Origin of the sequence: Falsiroseomonas sp. E2-1-a20 (genome assembly GCF_051433195.1) — a bacterium.
Classification (GTDB): Bacteria; Pseudomonadota; Alphaproteobacteria; order Acetobacterales; family Acetobacteraceae; genus Falsiroseomonas.
The window spans coordinates 218,019-239,493 of record NZ_JBHMFT010000002.1 but is presented as its reverse complement, the minus strand read 5'-3'; the positions used below and the strand labels follow the sequence as shown (position 1 = coordinate 239,493).

Genomic DNA, 21,475 nt, shown 5'->3' with positions numbered 1-21,475 from the left:
GTGAGTCCAGCGTGATAGCTGCACGGCATGAGCAGACCGACGCGGCCGACCTACAAGACCAGGAACTGGCCCGCCTAAAACAAGGGGCTCAAGCGACGCGGCTCGCTGACGATCTGGTTCGATTAAGAGGTGACCTGGGAAGCCGCGCCGACCGGCAAGCGGGGCCGACAGCCCATCTACAGCGATGCCGCAGTCCAGACCTGCCTGACGATGAAGGTGCTGTTCGGCATGGCGCTGCGCCAGACGACCGGCTTCGTCGAGAGCCTCCTGCGGCTAATCGGCCTCGATTGGGCCGTGCCAGATTTCAGCACTCTGAGACGACGGCAAAAGACCCTGAAGGTCAACATCCCCTTTCGCGGATCGCAGGGTCCGCTGCACCTGCTGATCGACAGCACCGGCATCAAGGTCGAGGGCGAAGGGGAGTGGAACGCGCGCAAACACGGTGCCGCCAAGCGCAGGGTTTGACGGAAGATACACATCGGAATTGACGAGCAAACGCTGGAAATCCGCGCGGCGGAGTTCACCACCAGCGATGTGGGGACGCACCGATGTTGCCCGAGCTTCTCGATCAGATCCCGCCTGACCAGGAGATCGCAAGTGTCACCGCCGACGGCGCCTTCGACACCCGCAGGTGCCACGACGCCATCGCAGCCCGCGGCGCCGCCGCGATCATACCGCCCCGGAAGAACGCCAAGCCTTGGAAGGCCGATGGCGCCGGGGCGATCGCACGGAATGAAGCCCTCCGTGCATCGCGGCGCTTCGGTCGGACCATCTGGCGACGATGGAGCGGCTATCACCGCCGAAGCCGCGCAGAGACCAAGATGCACTGCGTCAAACTCTTGGGCCAACGCCTGTCCGCGAGGGACTTCGACCGCCGGGTCGCCGAGTTCCAGGTTCGTGTGGCCGTCCTGAACGGCTTCACCGCGCTCGGGATACCCGTCACTGAAGCCGTGGGATAAAGCTGTCCGGGGATAGGGGAACCCTGACCGTCAGCTCCTTTGTGCAACTGTGAGTATGTGGGCGCGGCCTGGAGGGTCTGACCCTTTGTGCAACTGACCTTGCGTCGACCGACCGGGTGTCATGGCTCTGATGTGTCGGCCCTCCAGGCAGCACCTGTCCGTCGAGCGGCTCGTGACTTCATAGGAGCTTGAGGGCGTCCCATCCCGTCACAGTTCTGTCCGCCCGTTCGATGATCAGGCCCCGTTCAGCCTGGAGCATTTCATCATGAGCGAGACCCTACCCAGCACCGAGGTCATCGTCGGCGTCGACACCCACAAGTCTACCCACGCCGCCGTGGCGCTCAGCACGCTTGGTGCCCGGCTCGGCACCCTGACCATCCCGACCAGCAGCGGAGGCTATCAGGCCCTGCAGGCCTGGGCGCAGTCCCTCGGGCCAATCCGCGCCTTTGGTATCGAGGGCACCGGGTCCTACGGGGCCGGTCTGTCCCGGTTCCTGTGCGAGAAGGGGCACTCCGTCTTCGAGGTCAATCGGCCCAGCCGGCAGCTCCGGCATCAGAAGGGTAAGGACGATACGCTCGATGCCGAAAGCGCCGCCCGCAGCGTACTCGCTGGCCAGGCCACGGCACTGCCGAAGGCCGGCACGAGCACCGTCGAGATGATCCGCCACCTGAAGGTCGCCCGCGACACCGCCGTCAAGGCGCGCAGCCAGGCCATGCTGACGCTCAAAGCCATCATCGTGAGTGCGCCCTCGGCGCTGCGCGAGCAGCTCGGCTGCTTGGCCGGGAAGATGACACTGCTCCGCCACCTCGCTGCCCTGCGTCCGGGCCCACTCACCTCAACCACAGCCTCCGCTAAAACCAGCCTGCGTGCCATCGCCCGGCGCTGGCTGGCCCTCAATGCGGAGATCAAAGACCATGATGCTCATCTCGAGCAACTGACCCAGCAACTCGCGCCCGACCTAGTGCAGGCGCACGGCATAGGCGCGGGCACCGCTGCCGAGATGCTCATCGTCATCGGCGACAACCCCGAGCGCATCCGATCAGAGGCAGCGCTGGCCAAGCTATGCGGGCGCCTGCCCCATCCCGGCTTCCAGCGGCAAGACAAACCGGCATCGGCTCAACCGAGGCGGCAACCGCCAAGCCAACGCGGCTCTCTACCGTGTGGTCATCGTCCGCATGCGGGGGCACCAGCCCACCCTCGACTACGTCAGACGCCGAACCGCCGAAGGAAAGAGCAAGCTCGAGATCATCCGCTGCCTCAAGCGCTTCGTGGCCCGCGAGATCTTCGGCTATCTCTGCCGGCCGCCCGGCCCGCCCAAAACTGCTCCAGCAACCGCTTGACCGATATAGGAGCTTCAGAGCCGTCTGCCAGTCGCGCTCGCGGTAGCCGTTGCGCTGGACCAGCAGGTCCGGGCTGCGCTCGCCATGGGCGGCGCCGGTCACCTCGCCCACCTCCAACTCCATCAGGCGCTGGGCGGCAAAGCCGATCATCTCGCGCAGGAAGGTCGCGTCGGAGCCCTTCTCCAGTATCTCGCGAAGGGCGATCTTGTCGTCGGTCATCGTGGTCGGTCCAAGGTTAGGGTTGCAGGTCTCAGCAACCCAACCCTACCGAAGATCACCGCGGTGGCCGCCCGGGGCGCTCCGCTCCGCTCAGCCAAGGGGCTTCGCTACGCGCCCCGGGCTCTGGCCCTCCTACACCACCACCCGGGACGCGACCGCTCCACGAACCGACATGCTGTTGGGGTATTTTTAGGGGTACATCTCGGGCTGCGCGTCGAAACATACGTCGCGTACACAGATACTTAGTCAGGTAAGCGGGCTGTCACCCCGTCCGCCACATTGGATTCGGGGTCTTTCCTCGCCAGTCTCCGAGCCAAGAACGCGGCGTGAACACCCGCGTATTCCAAGCGCTTAGAGGCGGAACCGTCAACATTCCGGTCAACATCGCACCGCACCGGATCAGGGGGGCGGAACGGCGGGCGGGTAAAAGGGGCGGGTAAAAGCAGCCGTCAACATTCGTTACCCGTTTTTTTCGGTGCTAAAGTCCAACGAATCGGCTGAAGCCAAGGTTTTCCGCCACTTATAATTCGTTGCATTTTATGATCGTTGCGTCCTGCTGCATGACCTGATTGCTTGTTGCCCAGACCCCGGGCCTACGAGTGTCGTTGAGCCAAGCCCTGTCGCCGCGCAGTCCAGTCCTCCGTCCCGCCATCCTCGGCCTCACCGGGCACGCGCCGAGGCCGATCCTCGCAGTCCCGCCTCCACGAGCGGAAGTCCGATCTCCTCGCTCAACACATGCCCTCGTTCACGACAATGCGAGCCGAGGACTTCAGCACCGCACCTCACCGTGCCGGAAAGCTCCACACCGACACCAACGCGGCTGTTTGGGCGCCATCCATATGTGACTAATCCCTGCGTCCGCCGAAGACCCACAGGAGGCGGACGTGACCACCAATGAAGGCCCGAAGCCGAAGCGCAGGAAGCTACTGACCGATGCGGAGATCCGCAGGGCGAAGCCACAGGCGAAGCCCTGCACCATCAGCGACGGCAACAACCTGCGTGTCCGCATCATGCCGAGCGGGCAGCGGTACTGGCAGGTTCGTTACATGTTCGGAGGCGTCGAGAAATCCTTTCAGATCGGCGTCTACGAGGAGGGCGCCCCGGGGCCCAAGCGGTTCGGCATCCTTGCCGCGCGGGAAGCCCGAAACGAGATCATGGCTCTCGTTGAGGCGGGCTACGATCCCATGGTCGTCAAGGAGCGGCAGGAGACAGCGGGCGAATTGCAGGCGGCGCAGGCGAAGGCGGAGGACGCGGGGGAGTTCTCCGTGAACACGCTCGCGCGCCGTTGGATCAACCGCCAGCAGTGGGTGCCCGGCCATAAGGAGCGCGTGCACCGCCTCTTCGAGCGCGAGGTGTACCCGCAGATCGGGTCCATGCACGTCGCGACCATCACTCGGGACGCAATTCTGAGGCTGGTGCTGCGCCCCATTGAGGAGCGGGGGACGCTCAGGACGATGCATGACCTACGCGGGATGCTGAGCACCTTCTACGACACGCTGGAGATCGAAGGGTACGTTCCAGACGGCTTTGCAAACCCGGCCACCGAGAAGCTCGCGAAGGTGTTGCTGGCGGCGCCCAAGGTCCAGCATCAGCCCGCGATCATCGATATCGACCAACTGCAAGACTTCCTGGCCAAGTGCGATGCCCTTCCTGGGCAGCCGGTGACCAAGGCGGCCAACAGGTTCATCCACCTCACTGCGGTCAGGACGGGCACGCTTCGGGCGGCAGAGTGGCCGCAGTTCCAGGGGCTTCATGGCCCCGAGCCGGTTTGGTTGATCCCAGGCGTCCAGATGAAGTCGCGCCAGCCGTTCGTGCTGCCGCTGGCGAGCCAGACGGCCGAGCTCCTGCTGGAGCTCCAGAAGGTGACTGGCGGTGGGCACCTCGTGTTCCCGTCCGTCCGGAACAGCACCAAGCCCATTTCCGAGAACGACATCCTGTTCCTCATCTATCGCGCGGGGGGCAAGGGCGTCCACTCCGGCCATGGCGCGCGCGCGGCCTTTTCCAGCATCATGAACAAGCGCCACACACGGGAGCGGCATGTAATCGACCTGTGCCTCGCGCACTCCCCGTTCGAGGAGGTCGAAGCAGCGTACATGAGGGATGGCCTCATCGACCGCCGCCGCGAGATCATGCAGGAGTACGCGGACCTTCTGACCGCGGGCCTGGTGCTACCGGCGGATCTCCTCGACGGCCCCCGGCACTAGGAGGCCGGGCAATGCCAAGAAAGCCACGGGGATTTCGGTTTCGGGCGGAGGATGACCGGCCTCCTCCGCCTTACAGCGCCACGATGAATGCCGTCGCGGAGCGATGGCACGAGCATAAGGCCGCCAGTTGGTCGCCCTTCCACCAGCAGAAGGTCATCGATCGTTGGCGCACCCACATCCAGCCGAAGGTCGGACACGTCCCTGTCCGCTCGATCACGGCGGAAATGCTTTGGGACAGGGTGATCAAGCCGATTCAGGAAGCGGGAAAGCGGGAGTCCGCGAACCGAGTTCGCCATGCGCTGCTGTCCATGATGACGTTCGCGGAGGATCTGGGCCTCATCCCTAACGGTTTGAATCCTGCACGTGAGCTGAACGGACGGGGACGAAGGGAGTCGCGGCCGTTGCTGTCCGCCCTCGATCTCGACAGCGCACGCACCTTGCTGCGCTCCGTCGAGGCAGCACAGGGGAAGCGCACGTCAAAGCTGGCACTGCGGTTTGCGGCGGTCACGGCGGCCGCGCCGGAGTCGGTGTGCACCTCGCAGTGGTCCCAGTTCGCCTGGCTGGACACCCGCAGTGCGGTCTGGCGCATGCCGCTTCCGTCCGGCGGGCACTTCATGCACCCACTGTCCAGGCAGGCATGCGAGGTGCTTCAATCCGCCAGGGCCATCGGCGGCCACACGTCGTTGGTCTTCCCGGTCGCGCAGTCGTCGCATCAGCCGCTATCGGAGAGCGCCCTAGTCAGGCTGTCCGGCCGAGGCTCCATCCGGGCGCTTGAGACGGTTCACATTTGGCGCCACGTCTTCCGTCACGTCATGTCCGGAAAACATCCTGACCGCCTTGCCCTCGTCAGCGCGTGCCTTGGTGCTGAAAAAGCAGAAGGCATTACCTGCGGCTGTTCCGATCCGGGACTCGATGAGCGGCGATCCTTCATGCAGGAGTACGCGGACCTGCTGGTCGACGGGTTCCCCCCCTCACGGGCGGTTATCTCCGGCGGGATGCATGGGAGTGGGCGGCCATGACGCCGCTAGCCTTCCTCGATTTTGAAGCGTCGGGTCTGGGACCGGATAGCTACCCCATCGAGATCGGTTGGGTTCTGGACGACGGCACCGGTGAGGCGCACCTCATCCGCCCGGAGCCGGACTGGAAATCCTGGTCGGTCGGCGCGGAGGCACTCCACGGCCTTTCCTGGGACGTTTTGGCCTCGTCGGGAAGACCAGCGACGGAGGTGGCGACCATCTGCTTGAAGGCACTTCGCGGCCGTAGGGTGTTCACCGACGCGCCTGGTGCGGACCAGTTCTGGCTGGACCGCTTGATGAAGGCGGCAGGAGCCTCCTGCAGCTTGGAGATCTTCCCTTTTTCGGACGCTCTCCGGCTTTCGCGCGAGCCGCTTTGGCATCGGCTGACCACTTCCGGCATAGAGCGAGGACTGGCCGAAGCAGCATACCGCGATCTTGCGCGGCGCCTGACTGCTCAAGCTTTCGCCGAGGAGGCTGCCGGAGATCGGGTTCGGCACCGTGCCTTCGAGGACGCTGCGTCTCTGTGGCGGATATGGTCCGGGCTGAACAGAGCCTGTGGAGCCTGGGCAGAATGACAGCTTGTGTTGCCGCGGTGCCGGACCAAGAAGACGTGTTTCTGCTGGTTCCGCTGGCTCAGGTGCGGTGGCGTGGCAGGAGCCATTCGCACCACATCACGGTTCGCTTCGACGGCCAGGGTCAGCCGATGGAATTGGCGGAGTTCACCGTCCCGCTGGTCACCCACGTCCGGCATGCGGCATGACCATGCCGAACGCCGAGCTGGAAGAAGGAACCCGCGTTGGGCGCTACGTAGTCCTGCGCGACTACGAGGGGCGGATGCACGCCGTCGTCGCCACGTCGGTCTGCGCCGTCTGCAAGGATGATGGCGGCGCGCTGCTGCTGTTGCCGGGCGGCAGGATGATCAGGGTGGAACGGCCATTGGCGGAGGTGCTTCAGTGGCTGGAAGTCGGCGCACGATGGTGACCGCCATTCCAGTGATCGGTGGGAGGACGTGATGGGTTCGCCTTTACTTGTCACCCTCGTGGCCATGCTGACAATCGCGGCCCTGGCGCTGACTCGGGCGTGGCTCCACATGCGCGGCGCCCGGACGACCAGGCTTGTTTCTGTGGATGCGGAGCTTCTTAAGTGTGCGGTTCGAGCTTCGGGCGGGCATCGGCCAGAGCGGGTGGTCGAACAGGCTCTGCGGCGCCTTGAAGTGGATCCCGACCGGGAAAGTCGTTTGCCGTCGGGGCCTACTACATAATTCGATTTGTTCGTGTCATGCCAGATTTCGGCCAGCGAAACCGGCGCAAAAGTCGGCCACATACGTTGCGGAAAATGAAGGCTGAGTTTCTTTTGGTTCCTCATGCGACTCGATTACGAGTGGCAGGGACGACGTCAAAGCCCGAAATTTTTAATCGCTCGGAACGCTGATGGCGCGACGTCTCCGTCAGCGCCAGCGCCGCTCACGTTCTTCGAGCATGTCATCATCCTGGATCGTCACAATCGTGACGATCTCGCCCGGGCCAGACCTGAAGGACTGCTCCGTGACCTCGTATCGCGCTGCCTCACCGCGGTCGAACCAAGCCTGAGCGGGCATCTTGCGTGGTGACGGCTGCTCTGGATCTGACCCATGCAAAAGGCCGAACGCATACGTTTCCGAGTCCAGGTCGTCGCGCGGATACCATCGCTCCGGCACGTCGGGAGAGCGCACGAACCACCTGCGGCGATTTACGTTATGGCAGATGAGGACTGTCGGGCTTTGGCCCGCTTCAACAAGACGGAAGGCCGTTGCCGACAGGCTGGTGCGGAACCGCGTCGCTGTTTCGCGAAGAATTTTAAGAGTTAGCTGCTTTTGCTTCCGGGCCATCGGCAATAGCAGGTACGACGGCAGCAGCAGTTCAGCGGCGAACCTGTTCGCTGTCCGCTCAAGACCGTTGGCGCTTCCCCCCTCGCTGATGTCCTCGCATCGGCACAGCAACGTCCGGCCCCGATGGAAGTGCCAGTGTCCGAGTTCATGCGCCACGGAAAATCGGCCCCTCTGGGGTATCGAGCGGTCATCTACGGTGATGATAGCCTTGTCGCCCACGCCCACGATGCGCGCCTCGCATCCGTCGAGCCGGGCGTACTTCACCTTGACGACGCCCAGATGCCAAGCGATCGCCTCCAAGTCTATCTCTTCAGGATCCGTTACCCCAAGTGATTGGAGCAACCTCTCCGCGGGTGTCAGAGCGGACGTCAACTCTTCTTCTCCTGCTCCTCCTGAATCGCCTTCAGCTCGGCGAGGTCCTCCTCGATACCTTCAAGATCACGCTCCGTTTGCTCGCTCGCGTTACGGGCGGCCATGGTGAGCCTCTGTGCTTCTGCGGTGCGCCTTGTCCCAGGGCGCGCGAAACCAGATGGCGGCGGAATCATTTGTGAAGAGCCTGATTGGTAGGCGACCAGGCCAGACCGCGCGGCCGCCATCTTTGCCTTCCCAGCTTGGACGATTTCACGCTCGAACATTGATCGCATCGCCTCGGCCTGGCGCTCAAGATCAATCCCGTCAGCCCGAGCCTCTGCCCTGATGTCCTCGTCGGACGCCCCAAGGATGTCTTCGATGAGGGCATCCTCCAGCCGCTGGACTGCGTCTCGATCCGATTGAAGCCGCTTCTTGGTCATTTTGGACCTCCATTGGCCTTCAGCTTGGTCAGTCGCCGCTGGATAAGCCGCCGCTTGCTGGCAAAACCTTTCAGGTCAAGCCCGGTCAGCGCTCGAAGCTCTTCGCCCTCTAGTCGCTCCATAATCCCTTCCAGCAGCACCTGGGCATCATAGTCGTCACCGAACATCACCGTGATGCCCTGACGAACTCGAAACCACTCCTCGTCCTCCGCAACCACCTCTTCAGGGGTTGCCGAAGTGGATTCCGGGTCGATGGCCAGGTCCCCAGTGTGGCTGTAGAGCGAAATCGGCTGCCGAACTGAAAACCGCTTTATCTTGGCCCGTTCGCCATGCGCGACGCTCCTCATGACCCCCGCGAGAAAAGGGAGGATTTCGACATCGCGCGGCCAGGGGCGGCCTCCATCCAGCACGCGTGCCATTGCCCCTTGCATGAGATCCTCCCCTTCCAGCGTTCTTCCGACGGCGAGTGCCGTCGCGATTCTCCGGAGGCGTTCCCAGTCCGTGTCGGAGAGGCGCCGAACTGCCTCCCTAAATTCGTCGGGCGCTCGCTCATCCTCTTGGTGGCGGGCCACGCCTGGTGCCTCCTGCATCTCCATCACTCCATGCGTCGCGATGCCGCCCGTTCGGACACCCCTCCCTTCAGTCCAGCGACCAAATCGCTCCGGGTCAATTGTTTCCCGATGTCCGAATGGGCCCTTGCCGCGCGCATCAAGGGTTAGGGGCGGGTGCAGCCGTCCGGGCGCCCCCGCAGACAAGGTCAGGAGATTGGATCACATGAGTTTTCCCAAGATAACGCTGTTCCCTCTGGGCAACGCCGACACGAGCCGCATCGACCTTCGCGATGGCCGGAAGATGCTGGTCGATTTCGCGAACATGCGAAACGCCGCGGACCCCTACGATAAGCGAATCGACCTTCCGGTCGAACTACGGAAGGATCTCCGGGCAGCTAGGCGTGACGCCTTCGACATCGTGTGCTTCACACACTTGGATAAGGACCACGTCTGCGGCTCCAGCGATTTCTTTTGGTTTGACCACGCCTCGAAGTACCAGGGGGGCGACCGCATCAAGATCCAGGATCTGTGGGTCCCGGCCGGGGCCATAACTGAAGTGGGCTGCGAAGACTGCGCCCGGGTGATCCGGGAAGAAGCGAAATACCGCCTCCGGCGGGGTTACGGAATTCGGGTGTTCTCGCGCCCCGAGGCGCTGGCGGGCTGGCTTGAGAGGAATGGCCTCTCCATCGAAAGCCGCAGGCACCTCATCACCGACGCTGGTCAGTTGGTCCCCGGCTACAACAGGTTCGGGCCTGAGGGGGTGGAGTTCTTCATCCATGCGCCGTTCGGATACCGCCGCGATGACCGCGGGGTTGAGGACAGGAACCAGGATAGCGTGGTGTTCCAGGCCACCTTCCGGGAGGGGATGCGTGACACCCGTGCCCTGTTCACGGCCGACATGGAATGGCGTGGCCTCAAGGACATCGTGAACATCTCGCGCAAGCATGGAAACAGCGCGAGGCTTGAATGGGACATCATGAAGGTGCCCCACCACTCCTCGTATCTGTCGCTCTCGGACGTCAAAGGGGAGAACCGCACGGTTCCTGTGCCCGAGGTCCGCTGGCTGCATGAGGAGGCTGGGCAGCGTCGCAGCATCATGGTTTCGACGAGCTGGGAGATTCCGGCAGCGGGCACGCCTGAGGATAAAGACCTCCAGCCGCCGCATCGGGAAGCCGCGAATTATTACAAGAGCGTCCAGTCAACGTTCGAGCGCGACGGTGAGTTCGCGGTGACGATGGAGCGCACCAAGACCAATCCGCGTCCGACCGAGATCGAGGTGACGGCCCAGGGGGCGAAGCTGATCAGCGTCCTGGCGGCGCCCGCGACAGTTCTTTCCTCGTCCCCGGTCCGTGCAGGCTGATCATGGCGCTCCATCCCGTCCTCGACGAACTCGGTACCGTCATCGGCACGGATGGGCTTCAGCTACCCCGTGCCCGAGCGCTGGCCATCTACCTCGCATCCGACGACCACGCGGAAGCCAATTTCTTGGAATGCCGCAGGCGGGAGGCGGATGGCCAAGAAACCGTGGTCTTCGAGATTGGGGCTGAGCGGCCTCAGGATCTGGCTGCCGACATCCGGCGCTTGGAGCCAATCGCGGCTGTCTTCACGCCCGCCGACGACCGCACGCCGGTCGCACTGGCTGCTCGGCCAGACTTCCCCGAGACGCCGCATCAGAACGCCGTGCCGACCGGGTTCATGCGATACCCGTGCGTTGATGATCGGCCCTGGGCCGAAGCGCGTGCCACCTGGACGCCGTTGTCCTTCGTCGAAAGGGTGCGGTGGTGGCTGGGTGCGGCAGCAAGTGGTGCCCTCTCGGACGAGGTCCAGGCACTTGATCCTCTATTCGTGGCAACGGGTCCTGATGTGGCGGTTCCACGGGCCTTTCTACAGCCCGACGCATCGGCATCCTACATGAAGCTCTTTGGTGGTGCGGGCGGTAAGCAGGCGCGGCTTTACCACTTCGTGGAGGACATCCAGCCGGGCGGGCAGGGCACGAAGGAATTGCAGATTGTCCCGGTCAGGCTTCCGCCCCAGGCCATGCGGGCCATCCGCTCCGCTCCCGGGACGTTGGCCGAGCTGATCGGGGCACTCAACGAATGTGGCTTTGACCTGCTTTCTGCGCTGCGGGACGCAGCCTGCAAGGTGATGGAGCCACCCCACAGCGACACCATGGCTGTGGCTGTCTTAGTGATCACGCCGATTTCGAGGAATGACAGCAAGCCAGTGTCGGCCGAGGACGCCAAGGCGTTCTTCATTCCGCTCGGCCTAGGCGACCTCGGCGAGCGGCTGGGGGTGCTCTTTCGATATCCGCGGGACGCGCCCGAGGCCCGCAGGGCGACGCCCTTCGGCCGCAATCTCCGCATCGGGCTTCCTGAGAGGCTGGACGAGATCAAGATCGATAGCCTTCCGGTGCATGCGGAGTTCGACCGCGCGCTGGCGAGCGAGTGTGCTGGTTTAGGCGACCCGGACGTTCGCCGGGTCGCGCTGATTGGCGCAGGCGCCATCGGCTCACACCTCGCTATGGCCCTGGCGCGCGAGGGCAGGTTCTCCTGGACAATCCTCGACACCGACCACCTGCTTCCGCACAACCTCGCCCGGCACACCCTGGGACGTCGGTGGCTGGGAGCGCATAAGGCCGAGGCCCTGGCCAATGAGGTCCGCATGCTCCTCGGCGAGCAGGACGCTGCGCGCGCGGTGGACTGCAACGCCCTGGCGCCCGCTGGAAGCGGACCTGATCTTGAGGCGCGGATCGCCAATGAGGAGGTTATCATCGACGCGTCGGCCTCAGTCGCCGTGGCCCGAAGGCTGGCAGATGGGCAAGGTCGCGCGAGGCGAGTGTCGGTCTTTCTCAACCCGACTGGAACGGCGGCGGTAATGCTGTCGGAAGATGCGGCTCGCACGGTCCGGCTTGATGCGCTGGAAGCGCAGTATTACCGCGTGCTCCTCCGAGATGGTGCCCTGCGGTCCCATCTTGTCCCACCGCCGGGCGGATTGCGTTACACGGGCGCCTGTCGTCACGTCAGCGCCCGCATCCCGGAAACCAACGTCATGGCGCTCTCGGCGCTTACAGCGCGTGGTCTAGCGACGACACTCGACAACGATGGGGCCCGGATAACTGTCTGGACCATGGACGCTGATGGAGGCGTCTCGGTGGTGAAACACGCGCCCCGGACGCCGCATCAAGTCGCTTTCGGCGAGTGGAAGGTGTCATACGACGACGGCATACTCGAACGGATGAAGGACCTGCGGAAGGCCGCTCTTCCGTCTGAGACGGGCGGCGCGCTCGTGGGGATCGTGGATACAGAACGCCAATCAATCATCGTGGTGGATGCACTCGACCCACCCAGCGATAGCGTCGGCACACCAGGAATGTTTGAACGCGGTATTTCCGGTTTGCTGGACCGACTGCGGGAAATCCAGGCCATCACACGCGACCAGGTTCGCTACATCGGGGAATGGCACAGCCACCCTATCGGGCATGGGGCATCCCCAAGCAGTGTCGATACTGTCCAGCTCCGCCATTTGTGCGGTGAGCTGGGGCGTGAGGGCATCCCGCCAGTGATGATGATCGTGGGAGACGGGCAGGAATCCGTCGTGTCCACCATTCGGATATCACGCGACGTCTTCTCCGGATCGGATCGGCGCTCATGAGCGACGCGTCTCGGGACGCGATTGCCGCGTCTGGCTCCGAAGTCAGCCCGTCTTTGACGCGTGCCACAGCACCGACCATTGGTATCGCCCTTTCGGGTGGAGGTTCACGAGCCATGGCGTTCCACCTGGGCTGTCTACGGACACTTCACCGATTAGGAATACTTCAGCGCGCTAGGGTTATCTCGACGGTCTCCGGCGGCAGCGTCATCGGTGCAATGTGGGCCGCCCACGATGGATCCTTCGAGGATTTCGATGACCGGACCAAGACGGTGCTCGAGAACGGTTTCGTTCGGCCAGCAATCAAGACGGCATTCACCACAACCGAGGGGCTGAAGGCGGTCGTCTCGGTCATCACCCTGTGCTCGGCATGGGCATGGAGCGTTCCTCTCCGCATTCTCGTTTGGGTTATGCACCGGGTCACAGGCGCTGATGCGGCCACGTCACCGGACGGCAACCGATGGATGCCCAGGCGCTTTGCCAGCCGGACAACCCTATTGCGCCGCACGTTCGACAGGGTCCTTTTCCAAGGCCGAACCCTTGGTAGCCTCGCGTCGGACAAGCCAAAGCTAGTCGTCGTCGCTGCTGAGCTGACGACAGGGTCGGCGTTCTATTTCACATCGGAGGACGCAGGCAGCTGGCGCATCGGCAAGCTAGACTCGAGAAAGGTGTCCTTGGCGCATGCAGTCGCTGCATCAGCGGCCTTTCCACTCCTGTTGCCCGCGCTGGATGAGGTGCCGACCTTTCGGAAGCGCGACGGCTCGCTTCGGGCAGAGCGGGTAACGCTGACTGATGGCGGCGTTTACGACAACCTGGGTCTGGCGCCGCTCTGGCCGGACCGCGACCACGAGATCAGCGTTGCGGTCGAACCCGTCGACACGATTGTCGCTTGCCGCGCAGGATACGGGCTGCGAACGGGTAGTCCTTCGCTCTTCCTGTTGCCTCGAATGCTGGCTGTCTTCAACACCGTGTTCAACCGTGCCCAAAACGCCTCAATGAAGCGGCTGTTCGACCTGAAGGCGTCCGGGCAGCTTCGGGGCTTTGCGCTGCCCTATTTGGACCAAGCGGATGACAGGCTGGCCTTTCCTCCTCCCGACCTCGTGCGACGGGAGGAGGTTGCGGACTACCCGACTAATTTTTCTGCTATGCCGTCTGCTTGGATTGAGAAGCTGTCTAAACGCGGGGAACAACTGACGCTCGCTGTGATTCGCGAACACGCTCCCTATCTTCTCCCGGGTGATGGGGAAGCTTGACGTTACCCCGTGGGGTAGGATGCTTGCTGACCCCGCTCTCCTCGTGGGGATGCCCTGTCGGCTCTGGTGGCTTTCAGGCAGATCGAGGCTCAAGGAAGCATGTGCCGAAGCCTGTCGCCTGCTGACAGGCTATGCTTCAAAAAGTTCGGCTGATGACACGCCACGCTCCACACCGATGACAAGCGATGCTCCAGCGACCTACCAAATATTAAGGGGATGCGAGTATTTGTTGTCAGGAAACGGGGAAGCCGACAGCAGTAGAAGCTCCCGGCGCTCCGCAATGTACATCGCCTCCACTGCTCCCGCGGACCCGTGACGCAGCGTTCCGGTGCGAACGCTGTCAGACGACTACGCCGACTGCGACGCGCCAGCGTAGCGCCTGAAGACCCAATCAACGGTCGCAGCCACCTTCGCCTCCCAGAGGTTGTCGTCGTACTCATCCGGCAGGTGACGCAGCGTGGCCTTGATCGTCGTGCGGACCTTGGCGCGCATCGTTGGATTGGACTGCCAATCGATCCCTCGAAACAGGGCGTGCAGCTTGTCTAGGAGCTGCTTGGCGATGTCCTTGACCTCGTCACGCTTCGCGGGTGGGAGCTGAGGGTTCGGTTGGGTCAGCACGTCAAACAGCGCTAATTCCTCTTCACCAAGTTTCTCTCTGGCTTCCCGCTTCTCCTCCTCGGCCATTTCATCGAGGAACCGCAGCAGCTGCGCGAAGACCTCCTCGGCCGTTAGCCTCCGCTCGTTGTAGTCCGTCACGATTTGCTGGTAGCGGTCTAGGAAAGACTGGCGGGTCGGGTTCTTCGCGGCGAGGTTCCGGGCCTTGGTCTCGGCTTGATTCCGGGCCAGTTGCACGGCGCTCTGCCCACGCCCCTTGTCAAACAGCGTCTTCAGCTTGTCGAAGTTGATGGCTCCCAGGTTGACCAGACCCTCCATGCTGTCCGGGTCGGGGAGAGGCCGGGTGATCTCGACGCCGACCACTGAGCGATCCAGCAACTCCTCCATCTCGGCGGCAATGTCGGCCAGCCGAGGCTTCGGCAAATGTTCCCGTATGGCCGTGTCGATCTTCCGAACCACGTCAATCTGGGGGAACAGGGCACTGGCCATGGGATCCGGCAACGCAGCCTTCAACGCCGCCCAGAGCTGCGAGGAGAGCCGCAGGAAGGCCATGCGGACATCGTCTGGAAGGGTCAGCGCTGCCCGGGCACCGCCGATCAGATCGCCCTTGGCAAGGCCCTGTGCCGCCACGATGGCACCGACGCTGACACCACGCTGCTGCATCCAGTCCTTGGTCTCGCGCAGCTTCGCCTCAATCTCACCGATCAACGCTGCCTTGTCACGGATTGCAGGGGCTTCTCGGCCGCCCGTCGCATACACCTCCAGCGCGCGCTTCAGGTTCCCGAAGACCCCCACGTAATCGACGATCAAGCCAGCCGTCTTCCCCCGTGCCGTGCGGTTTGCCCTTGCGATGGTCTGCATCAGGGTGTGGTTCCGCATCGGCTTGTCGAGGTAGATCGTCGAGCACGTCGGGACGTCGAAGCCCGTGATCCACATCGCACACACGAACACCAACCGAAGCCGGTCGTCAGCGTCCTTGAACTTCAGGTCCAGCTTCTCGGCCACCATGCGCCTGCGGTGCGGCTCGATGTCGAGGCCCTTCTTTGCCAGCTCCTCGATCTCGTTCTGGCCCTGGCTGACCACCACCGCCATCTCGGTTTCACGCAGCCAGTCATAGTCGGCCTGGAGCGCCTGTCGGTCCCCGGGCATTGCGTGGTCCAGCTTGGCCTTCTTGTCCGCGAGCATGGCCTGCCAGTGCGTCTGGGCCTTGTCGTACATCCGCACGGCCGTTGCCTTGTCCAGCGCGACGAACATGGCCTTCCCCCGGTAGCCTCGACCGGCGAAGTGACGCACCACGTCCTCCGCGATGGTCTCCAGCCTGTCGTCGCGGGTGAGCAGCGCGTATTCCTGGGCAAATTGTCGCTGAAGTCGCGCCTCAGCCTCTTCGTCGATCGATGACTCTTCAACGAGGCTCTGGAAGTCATCGCCCAGCGCGCCGTTGGACAGCAGCACCTCCGGGATCCGGTTCTCGTAGTAGAGCGGCACCGTGGCGCCATCGGCAATGCTCTGGCTGAAGTCGTAGATCGAGACGTAGTCGCCGAAGACCTCGCGGGTTCGCTCCTCCTCCCCCTTGATCAGTGGCGTACCGGTGAACCCGATGAAGGCGGCTTTGGGCAGGGAGGTCCGCATGTTCAGGGCCAGCACATCATATTGGCTGCGGTGCGCCTCGTCGGTGATGACGATGATGTCCTCGCGTTCGGACAGCACCTCCATGACCTTGCCTGCCTCGGGCCGGAACTTGTGTATCAGCGTGAAGACATACCGGTGGTCTTCCCGGAGAAGGCGCCGGAGGTCGGCAGCCGAAGATGCCTGGACCGCGTGGATGTCCTCGGTCACCACGCCGCATTCCGCGAACGTCCGGGCGATCTGGTCGTCCAGCTCCGTCCGGTCGGTGACCACCACGAAGGTCCAGTTGCCGCGAACCTTCCGATGCACCTTTTCAGCGAACATCACCATGGACAGCGATTTGCCGGAGCCTTGGGTATGCCAGAAGACGCCGAGGCAGCCCTGGTTGGCGCCGATGTCCCCCACGGCCTGGATCGCGCGGTTGACGCCAAGCACCTGGTGGTTCCGGGCCACCTTCTTGACCAGCCTGACGTCACCGGTCTTCTGCGCCTCCTCCTGGAAGACAAGGAAGCTCTCGACGATATCCAAGAACCGCTCGGGCTCGCAGGCACCGCGTATCGCGACCTCCAGGCTGTTCCTGGGGGCCTCGTCCTCCTCCAGGCGCTTCCACTCCAGCCAATGCTCCCAGGGCGCCTCCACGGCCCCCAGGCGCGTCTCATGACCATTGGAGATGAGCGCAAAGCCGGTGGGGGCGAAGGCCTGCGGGACCGTTGTCCGGTAGTCGCGAATGTTGCCGTCGAGGGCGTCCCGGACCGGCTGCGTTGGCGCCTTGAACTCGCAGAACAACAGTGGGATGCCGTTGACGAAGCCGACCGCATCGGCCCGCTTCTGGCCAAGATCCCCGGCGAACCAGACTTGGCTGGCCATGAGGAAGTCGTTCTGGGTCGTGTCCTCCCAGTCGATCACCGTGACAGACACGGTGGTGGGCTGACCCTCCCCATCCACGATCTGCACCGAGACCCGATCTCGCAGCAGGCGCAGGACCTCGCGGTTGGCCGCCACTGAATCCATGGATGAGCGGGACCGGGTGATCTCATCGGCAGCCCGGTCAAGCGCCGCGCCATCAAGTGTGGGGTTTAGCTTGCCGAGTGCAGAGCGGAGACGTCGAGGCAGGAAGGCTTCACGCCGGGTCTCCCGGCCCTCGGTGCTGGCGCCATTTTCGAACTCGGCCAGCAGCGACTTCGACGTCCACCCCATCTCGGCAAACAGGAGGAGCGCCGGATCCTCGACCTACAATTTTCCGACGTCCCCTGGGACGTACCTATCCTTTTCCCCGCTGATCACGGCGAACTGGGAAGCTCGGAGCGGGCAGGAGTGGACTGTGCCACTAGGTCTCGCTCTCGGGCAGATCTTTCGGATCGGCGAACAGGCGTTGAATGGGCAGGCGGGCGCCTACTACAATGTCATCCGGCCCGATTTGGGTCCTGAGTGGCAGTTGCGGTTCCAGCTGTCCCTGATGTTCCCGAGGTAGGGTACGCTTTTTGCTGGGCAGATTGAGCCGCTTGGTGGAGACGCGCGATGTTAGAGTCCATCCGGTAAATTCGGTAGCGTCCGTCAACGTGGTGGAATTGACTGATGGGCTTGAGGTGGCCACGGCTCAGGCGACTTTGGGTGGAAGTTGCAGGGTCTCGTTGGTGGGTGACGGGTTGAGCATCTCGCCCATGGCCTCGACGCCCATATAGCGGTGCTGCATCTGCCATTCGTCATTGGCCTCGAGCAGGACGGCACCGATCAGGCGGATGATGGACGCTTCGGAGGGAAAGATGCCGACCACGTCGGCGCGGCGCTTCACCTCCTTGTTCAATCGCTCCAGAGGGTTCGTCGAGTGCAGCTTGGTCCTGTGCTGCGGCGGGAACGCCATGTAGGCGAGTACGTCGTCCTCGCTGTCGTCCATCAGCTTGCCGAGCTTCGGCCAGCGGGGCCGGAGCTGGTCGGCCACGTGGCGCCAGGTCTGCCGCGCGCTCGCCTGGTCGGGTTGCAGGAAGGCTTGGCGCAGCGCGGCCGAGGCCATGGACTGTTGCGCCTTGCCGACATGGGCCAGGGCGTTCCGCATCCAATGCACGCGGCAGCGCTGCCAGGTCGCGCCGAGGACGCGGGCAATCGCCGCCTTCAGCCCCTCATGAGCATCGGAGACGACCAGCTTCACGCCCTTCAGGCCGCGCTTGACGAGGCTCTTGAGAAAGGCCGCCCAGAAGGTCTCGGCCTCCGACGGGCCGATGTGCAGGCCGACGATCTCGCGGCGCCCCTCGGCATCGCAGGCCACGGCGATTATCGCGGCCACCGACACGATCCGGCCGCCCTCACGCTGGCGCAGGTAGGTGGCGTCGAGCCACAGATACGGCCACTCGCCGGACAGCGGCCGGTCAAGAAAGGCGCCGACCCGCTCGTCGATGTCCTTGCAGTGCTTCGAGACGGTCGACTTCGAGATGCCGGACAGGCCCATCGCCTGCACCAGATCGTCCACCCGCCGCGTCGAGACGCCGCCGATCCAGGCCTCTTGGATCACCGCCACCAGGGCCTTCTCCGAGGTCTTCCGGGGCTCCAGGAAGGGAGGGGAAGTAGCTGCCCTGCCGGAGCTTCGGGATCCGTAGCTGCAGCGACCCCAGCCGGGTATCCAGCGTGCGGTCGCGGAAGCCGTTGCGATAGTTCAGCCGCTCGCCGGCGCGCTCGTGCCGCCCGGCGCCGATCAGGCCCTCCACATCGGCCTCCATCAGCATCTGCAGCACCGCCTCAGCGACGCCGCGCAGGAAGTCACCGTCTCCTGCTTTCGCCAGCAGGTCCGCCAGTGGCAGTCTGTCGTCGGTCTCCGGGTGCTCGGTCGGTCAGGGATGGGAGCTTCGCAACTCCACCCTAGCCGCCAGGTCCGAGGGCCACCCCAGCCCTGCACACCGGCAACCGCCGGAATTTCCACCACCTCCGCGGACGCTACCCCCGTGAGGCACGGCAACTCGTCCCTCGGCATCACGCCACCTTGGAAGCTCGCCCTCAGCTAGGCCGTCAACGGCCATGCCTCGCACCAGCATGGACAGCGACATATCGGAGAGCGGGCGCCCCTGACGCTGGCCAGGGAACACAGGACTTGCCCGGCCATCGGCCAGGAGCTTCATCTCGGCCAATACACTCAAGCCAGCTGGCGACAGCGGCACGAAATGAACCTTTCCGGCCTTCATTCTTGCGGCCGGAACCACCCAAACGGCAGCGTCCTCATTTACTTCGCCCCAGGCCATGCCGCGCACCTCTCCTGTACGAGCGCCTGTCAAGATGGCAAATCGCACCGCCAGCGCTGAAATGCCTTTGCGGTGTCGTAGCGCTCCCAGGAAGGCCGGCATGTCCTGCCAAGGCAGCGACGGATGGTTGTCGCCCCTACCCTGTTCGCGCCGTACTACCGCCTTGAGGCGCGATGGGGCGCCGGGAGCCTCGGAGAGATGCCCTCGCCAGGTGGCCGGATTCGGCCCCCGCGGGCGCAGCCCCGTGGCCGCGGCATAATTTAGCATCGCTTCGATCCGGCCTCGCAGTCGTGATGCCGTCTCCGGTACCTTCGTCCAGATCGGCTGGAGAACGCGCAGCACGTCATAGGTATCCACCGCTGCAATTGGCGTCTTGCCGATGCTGGGGAAGGCGTGTGTCTTGAGCGTCACCGGCATGCCGATACCGCGTACCGCAAGATGGATCTTGGTGCTCAGTCCGCCGCGCGAGCGATCAACCGCCTGGTCTTCAGACCTCCTCTTTTTGCGCCGATGGCGTGCGGCTGGGCGCGGATGATGGTGCTGTCGACGATCAGGTACTTGAGGTCCGGGTCGTCCGAATTGGCGGTAAAGATGCGGTACCATGCGCCCTTCTGGCCTCAGTGGCGGCCGATGATCAGCGGCGCCATTCGCTCCCGCGCCGCGTCACGCAACACCAACCGATCCAGAACGCCCAAGGCCGCCTCGCGGAAGGCAGCCTTCAATCACCCATCAGGCGCTTCGGAAATCCCTGGAGTCCACAGAACCTCGGCGATCAGCGGCATCACCTATGTCACTGGCCTCGGTCGTTGCGATGCGCTCGCCGTCACCTTCTGGCTCGGCAATGAGCCCCGACCCTGGAAGCCAACAGGTCTGAAGGAATGGACGTGTTCAGATGTGCCCATCTGGACGCAGGTCGCTCCAGGCTCGGCACCGGGTGCAATGTCGTGGATCGTCGTGAAGGGCGATTTCAAGGCGCCATTCGCCCGGATCCGGCGCCCGCAGCGCGGCGTGCCAAGACGAATCCGGCCCATCCAAGCAGGATGGATACCGACGCCACGACCACGTTCACGTCAGCAGGCGGAAATCGGCGAAGCACTGCTGGTCCACCAGGCCCTCCCGCAGCGTGATCTCGCCCTTGATGACGCTGGACAGCGCGAAGCCGACGCAGCCTTCCACCTGGGCGCGCACGGCGTCCGGGTTGACCACCAGGCCTGGGTCGGTCGCGGCCAGGCGCCGCAATTGCCCTCGCCGCAGCCGAACTTGGTGCCGGTCAGCCCCAGCACCTCGCGCAGCGGCCAGAGCAGGTGCTGGGCGGGGTCTCCGGTCCAGGGCGTGACCTGGCCGTTCACAGGCAGCCAGAGGAGCCCGGGGGGCCGCGCGCCAATCCCTGCGTGTTCAGTGGCACCCAGATCCATCCTCGCAGCTCCCGGCAAGCGTCATGGCCCGCCCGGCCGGGATGGCCGGGCGGGTGTATTGCGGCTCAGGGCGTTGGCAGCACGTCGGAGACGATGTGTACGAAGCCGTTGTCCGCCCGCAGGTTCACCTGCTGCACCAGCCGGCCGTTGACGCGGACGGTGCTGCTCGAGGTGCCCTGGAAGCCGAGCTGCGTGCCGGCCAGCGTGACCATCGTGGCGGTGCCGTCGGTGCCGAGCGGGATCGCGGTATTCCAGGTCACCATGTGCGACCGCACCACGGCCTGCACCTCGGCCGGCGTGCCGGTCTCCGTCAGCCGGCGATAGGTGGCGAAGGGCAGGGCTTCGATCGCGGCGTTCGTCGGCGCGAACACGGTGATGCCGGCCCGGGTGCGCAGCTCCTGCTCCAGTCCCGCCTTGCGGATCATCGAGGTGAACAGGCCGAGCTGCGGATTGGTCGATACGGTTTCGAACAACGAGGCCGCCTGCGCGGGGCTGAAGGCTGCGGGGCTGAAGGCGGCGGCGGCGATCGCCGCGGCTCCCAGCAGGGAAGTCCTGAACTTGCTCATCGGTCTTTCTCCATCAGGCCCTCGCCGGCTTTCTGGTTCACGCGGGGCAGTCGACTCGGCCGGCCGGCGCCCCGTGGCCCGGCTGGTTGCAACCCCGGCCGCTCGCCCCGGCCGGGTTGGGGTCGCCGCCCCGTGCGGGGAGGACACGGCGGAAGCCTCCTCGACGGCTCGGGGGCCG

The 21,475-nt window shown here is 64.3% G+C and carries 14 protein-coding genes and 6 pseudogenes; 10 read left to right on the top strand and 10 right to left on the bottom strand.

What is annotated here, in order from left to right:
• Nucleotides 1–27: 27 nt before the first annotated feature.
• The 3 genes and pseudogenes from ACFHPP_RS03625 (at nt 28) to ACFHPP_RS03615 (ending at nt 2,299) form a co-directional block, all read left to right on the top strand.
• A pseudogene (locus ACFHPP_RS03625) lies at nt 28–959 on the top strand (IS5 family transposase).
• Nucleotides 960–1,224: 265 nt separating this feature from the next.
• Nucleotides 1,225–1,680: pseudogene (locus tag ACFHPP_RS03620) on the top strand (IS110 family transposase); the annotation flags it as partial.
• 271 nt (nt 1,681–1,951) lie between these two features.
• Nucleotides 1,952–2,299 carry a transposase gene (locus tag ACFHPP_RS03615; RefSeq protein ID WP_437162085.1) on the top strand — a complete coding sequence of 116 codons (348 nt, stop codon included), beginning with the start codon at nt 1,952–1,954 and terminating at the stop codon, nt 2,297–2,299.
• 21 nt (nt 2,300–2,320) lie between these two features.
• Here the strand turns inward: ACFHPP_RS03615 and ACFHPP_RS03610 are convergent.
• Nucleotides 2,321–2,518, bottom strand: a pseudogene (locus ACFHPP_RS03610) (transposase); the annotation flags it as partial.
• Between the two features lie 884 nt (nt 2,519–3,402).
• On the opposite strand from ACFHPP_RS03610, the gene ACFHPP_RS03605 reads away from it, so the two are divergent.
• The 4 genes from ACFHPP_RS03605 (at nt 3,403) to ACFHPP_RS03590 (ending at nt 6,719) form a co-directional block, all read left to right on the top strand.
• Nucleotides 3,403–4,722 (top strand): tyrosine-type recombinase/integrase, encoded by a 1,320-nt coding sequence (locus ACFHPP_RS03605; RefSeq protein WP_437161897.1) that lies wholly within the window; start codon nt 3,403–3,405, stop codon nt 4,720–4,722.
• An 83-nt stretch (nt 4,723–4,805) separates the two neighbouring features.
• Entirely contained in the window at nt 4,806–5,741 is a 936-nt protein-coding gene (locus ACFHPP_RS03600) for a tyrosine-type recombinase/integrase (RefSeq protein WP_437161896.1), read from the top strand.
• Entirely contained in the window at nt 5,738–6,313 is a 576-nt protein-coding gene (locus ACFHPP_RS03595; protein WP_437161895.1) for a 3'-5' exonuclease, read from the top strand. The genes ACFHPP_RS03600 and ACFHPP_RS03595 overlap by 4 nt, the downstream gene beginning before the upstream one ends.
• Before the next feature lie 181 nt (nt 6,314–6,494).
• A complete protein-coding gene (locus tag ACFHPP_RS03590) occupies nt 6,495–6,719 on the top strand; it encodes a hypothetical protein (protein ID WP_437161894.1) in 225 nt (74 codons plus the stop codon).
• Between the two features lie 466 nt (nt 6,720–7,185).
• Here ACFHPP_RS03590 and ACFHPP_RS03585 read toward each other — a convergent pair whose 3' ends face one another.
• The 3 genes from ACFHPP_RS03585 to ACFHPP_RS03575 form a co-directional block, all read right to left on the bottom strand.
• A complete protein-coding gene (locus ACFHPP_RS03585; RefSeq protein ID WP_437161893.1) occupies nt 7,186–7,905 on the bottom strand; it encodes an ImmA/IrrE family metallo-endopeptidase in 720 nt (239 codons plus the stop codon).
• 68 nt (nt 7,906–7,973) lie between these two features.
• A complete protein-coding gene (locus tag ACFHPP_RS03580) occupies nt 7,974–8,396 on the bottom strand; it encodes a hypothetical protein (RefSeq protein ID WP_437161892.1) in 423 nt (140 codons plus the stop codon).
• A complete protein-coding gene (locus ACFHPP_RS03575; RefSeq protein WP_437161891.1) occupies nt 8,393–8,992 on the bottom strand; it encodes a hypothetical protein in 600 nt (199 codons plus the stop codon). The genes ACFHPP_RS03580 and ACFHPP_RS03575 overlap by 4 nt, the downstream gene beginning before the upstream one ends.
• A 178-nt stretch (nt 8,993–9,170) precedes the next feature.
• Here ACFHPP_RS03575 and ACFHPP_RS03570 point away from each other — a divergent pair, with 178 nt between their 5' ends.
• Genes ACFHPP_RS03570 through ACFHPP_RS03560 form a run of 3 tightly spaced genes read left to right on the top strand, consistent with a single transcriptional unit; the run spans nt 9,171 to nt 13,848 of the window.
• Nucleotides 9,171–10,307 carry a hypothetical protein gene (locus ACFHPP_RS03570; RefSeq protein ID WP_437161890.1) on the top strand — a complete coding sequence of 379 codons (1,137 nt, stop codon included), beginning with the start codon at nt 9,171–9,173 and terminating at the stop codon, nt 10,305–10,307.
• A 2-nt stretch (nt 10,308–10,309) separates the two neighbouring features.
• Nucleotides 10,310–12,598: a Mov34/MPN/PAD-1 family protein gene (locus ACFHPP_RS03565; protein WP_437161889.1), complete on the top strand. Its 2,289-nt coding sequence runs from the start codon at nt 10,310–10,312 to the stop codon at nt 12,596–12,598.
• Nucleotides 12,595–13,848 (top strand): patatin-like phospholipase family protein, encoded by a 1,254-nt coding sequence (locus ACFHPP_RS03560; protein ID WP_437161888.1) that lies wholly within the window; start codon nt 12,595–12,597, stop codon nt 13,846–13,848. Before ACFHPP_RS03565 ends, ACFHPP_RS03560 begins: the two co-directional genes overlap by 4 nt.
• A 348-nt stretch (nt 13,849–14,196) precedes the next feature.
• Here ACFHPP_RS03560 and ACFHPP_RS03555 read toward each other — a convergent pair.
• The 6 genes and pseudogenes from ACFHPP_RS03555 to ACFHPP_RS03530 form a co-directional block, all read right to left on the bottom strand.
• Nucleotides 14,197–17,301: pseudogene (locus ACFHPP_RS03555) on the bottom strand (type I restriction endonuclease subunit R); the annotation flags it as partial.
• Between the two features lie 385 nt (nt 17,302–17,686).
• Nucleotides 17,687–18,881: pseudogene (locus ACFHPP_RS03550) on the bottom strand (IS256 family transposase).
• 30 nt (nt 18,882–18,911) lie between these two features.
• Nucleotides 18,912–19,733, bottom strand: coding sequence for a tyrosine-type recombinase/integrase (locus ACFHPP_RS03545; RefSeq protein ID WP_437162084.1), 822 nt, complete (start codon nt 19,731–19,733; stop codon nt 18,912–18,914).
• A pseudogene (locus ACFHPP_RS03540) lies at nt 19,725–19,885 on the bottom strand (IS5/IS1182 family transposase); the annotation flags it as partial. The gene ACFHPP_RS03545 and the pseudogene ACFHPP_RS03540, both read right to left, overlap by 9 nt.
• Nucleotides 19,886–20,381: 496 nt before the next feature.
• Nucleotides 20,382–20,555, bottom strand: coding sequence for a hypothetical protein (locus ACFHPP_RS03535; RefSeq protein ID WP_437161887.1), 174 nt, complete (start codon nt 20,553–20,555; stop codon nt 20,382–20,384).
• Nucleotides 20,556–20,796: 241 nt separating this feature from the next.
• Nucleotides 20,797–21,297: a fasciclin domain-containing protein gene (locus ACFHPP_RS03530; RefSeq protein WP_437161886.1), complete on the bottom strand. Its 501-nt coding sequence runs from the start codon at nt 21,295–21,297 to the stop codon at nt 20,797–20,799.
• Between the last annotated feature and the right edge of the window lie 178 nt (nt 21,298–21,475).

Excerpts from the sequence above, each read along its gene's own strand:
- ACFHPP_RS03600 (WP_437161896.1), top strand. The coding sequence starts at position 4,806 with ATGAATGCCGTCGCGGAGCGATGGCACGAGCATAAGGCCGCCAGTTGG.
- ACFHPP_RS03595 (WP_437161895.1), top strand. The coding sequence starts at position 5,738 with ATGACGCCGCTAGCCTTCCTCGATTTTGAAGCGTCGGGTCTGGGACCG.
- ACFHPP_RS03590 (WP_437161894.1), top strand. The coding sequence starts at position 6,495 with ATGACCATGCCGAACGCCGAGCTGGAAGAAGGAACCCGCGTTGGGCGC.
- ACFHPP_RS03580 (WP_437161892.1), bottom strand. The coding sequence starts at position 8,396 with ATGACCAAGAAGCGGCTTCAATCGGATCGAGACGCAGTCCAGCGGCTG.
- ACFHPP_RS03575 (WP_437161891.1), bottom strand. The coding sequence starts at position 8,992 with ATGGAGATGCAGGAGGCACCAGGCGTGGCCCGCCACCAAGAGGATGAG.
- ACFHPP_RS03570 (WP_437161890.1), top strand. The coding sequence starts at position 9,171 with ATGAGTTTTCCCAAGATAACGCTGTTCCCTCTGGGCAACGCCGACACG.
- ACFHPP_RS03565 (WP_437161889.1), top strand. The coding sequence starts at position 10,310 with ATGGCGCTCCATCCCGTCCTCGACGAACTCGGTACCGTCATCGGCACG.
- ACFHPP_RS03560 (WP_437161888.1), top strand. The coding sequence starts at position 12,595 with ATGAGCGACGCGTCTCGGGACGCGATTGCCGCGTCTGGCTCCGAAGTC.
- ACFHPP_RS03545 (WP_437162084.1), bottom strand. The coding sequence starts at position 19,733 with ATGCCGGTGACGCTCAAGACACACGCCTTCCCCAGCATCGGCAAGACG.
- ACFHPP_RS03530 (WP_437161886.1), bottom strand. The coding sequence starts at position 21,297 with ATGAGCAAGTTCAGGACTTCCCTGCTGGGAGCCGCGGCGATCGCCGCC.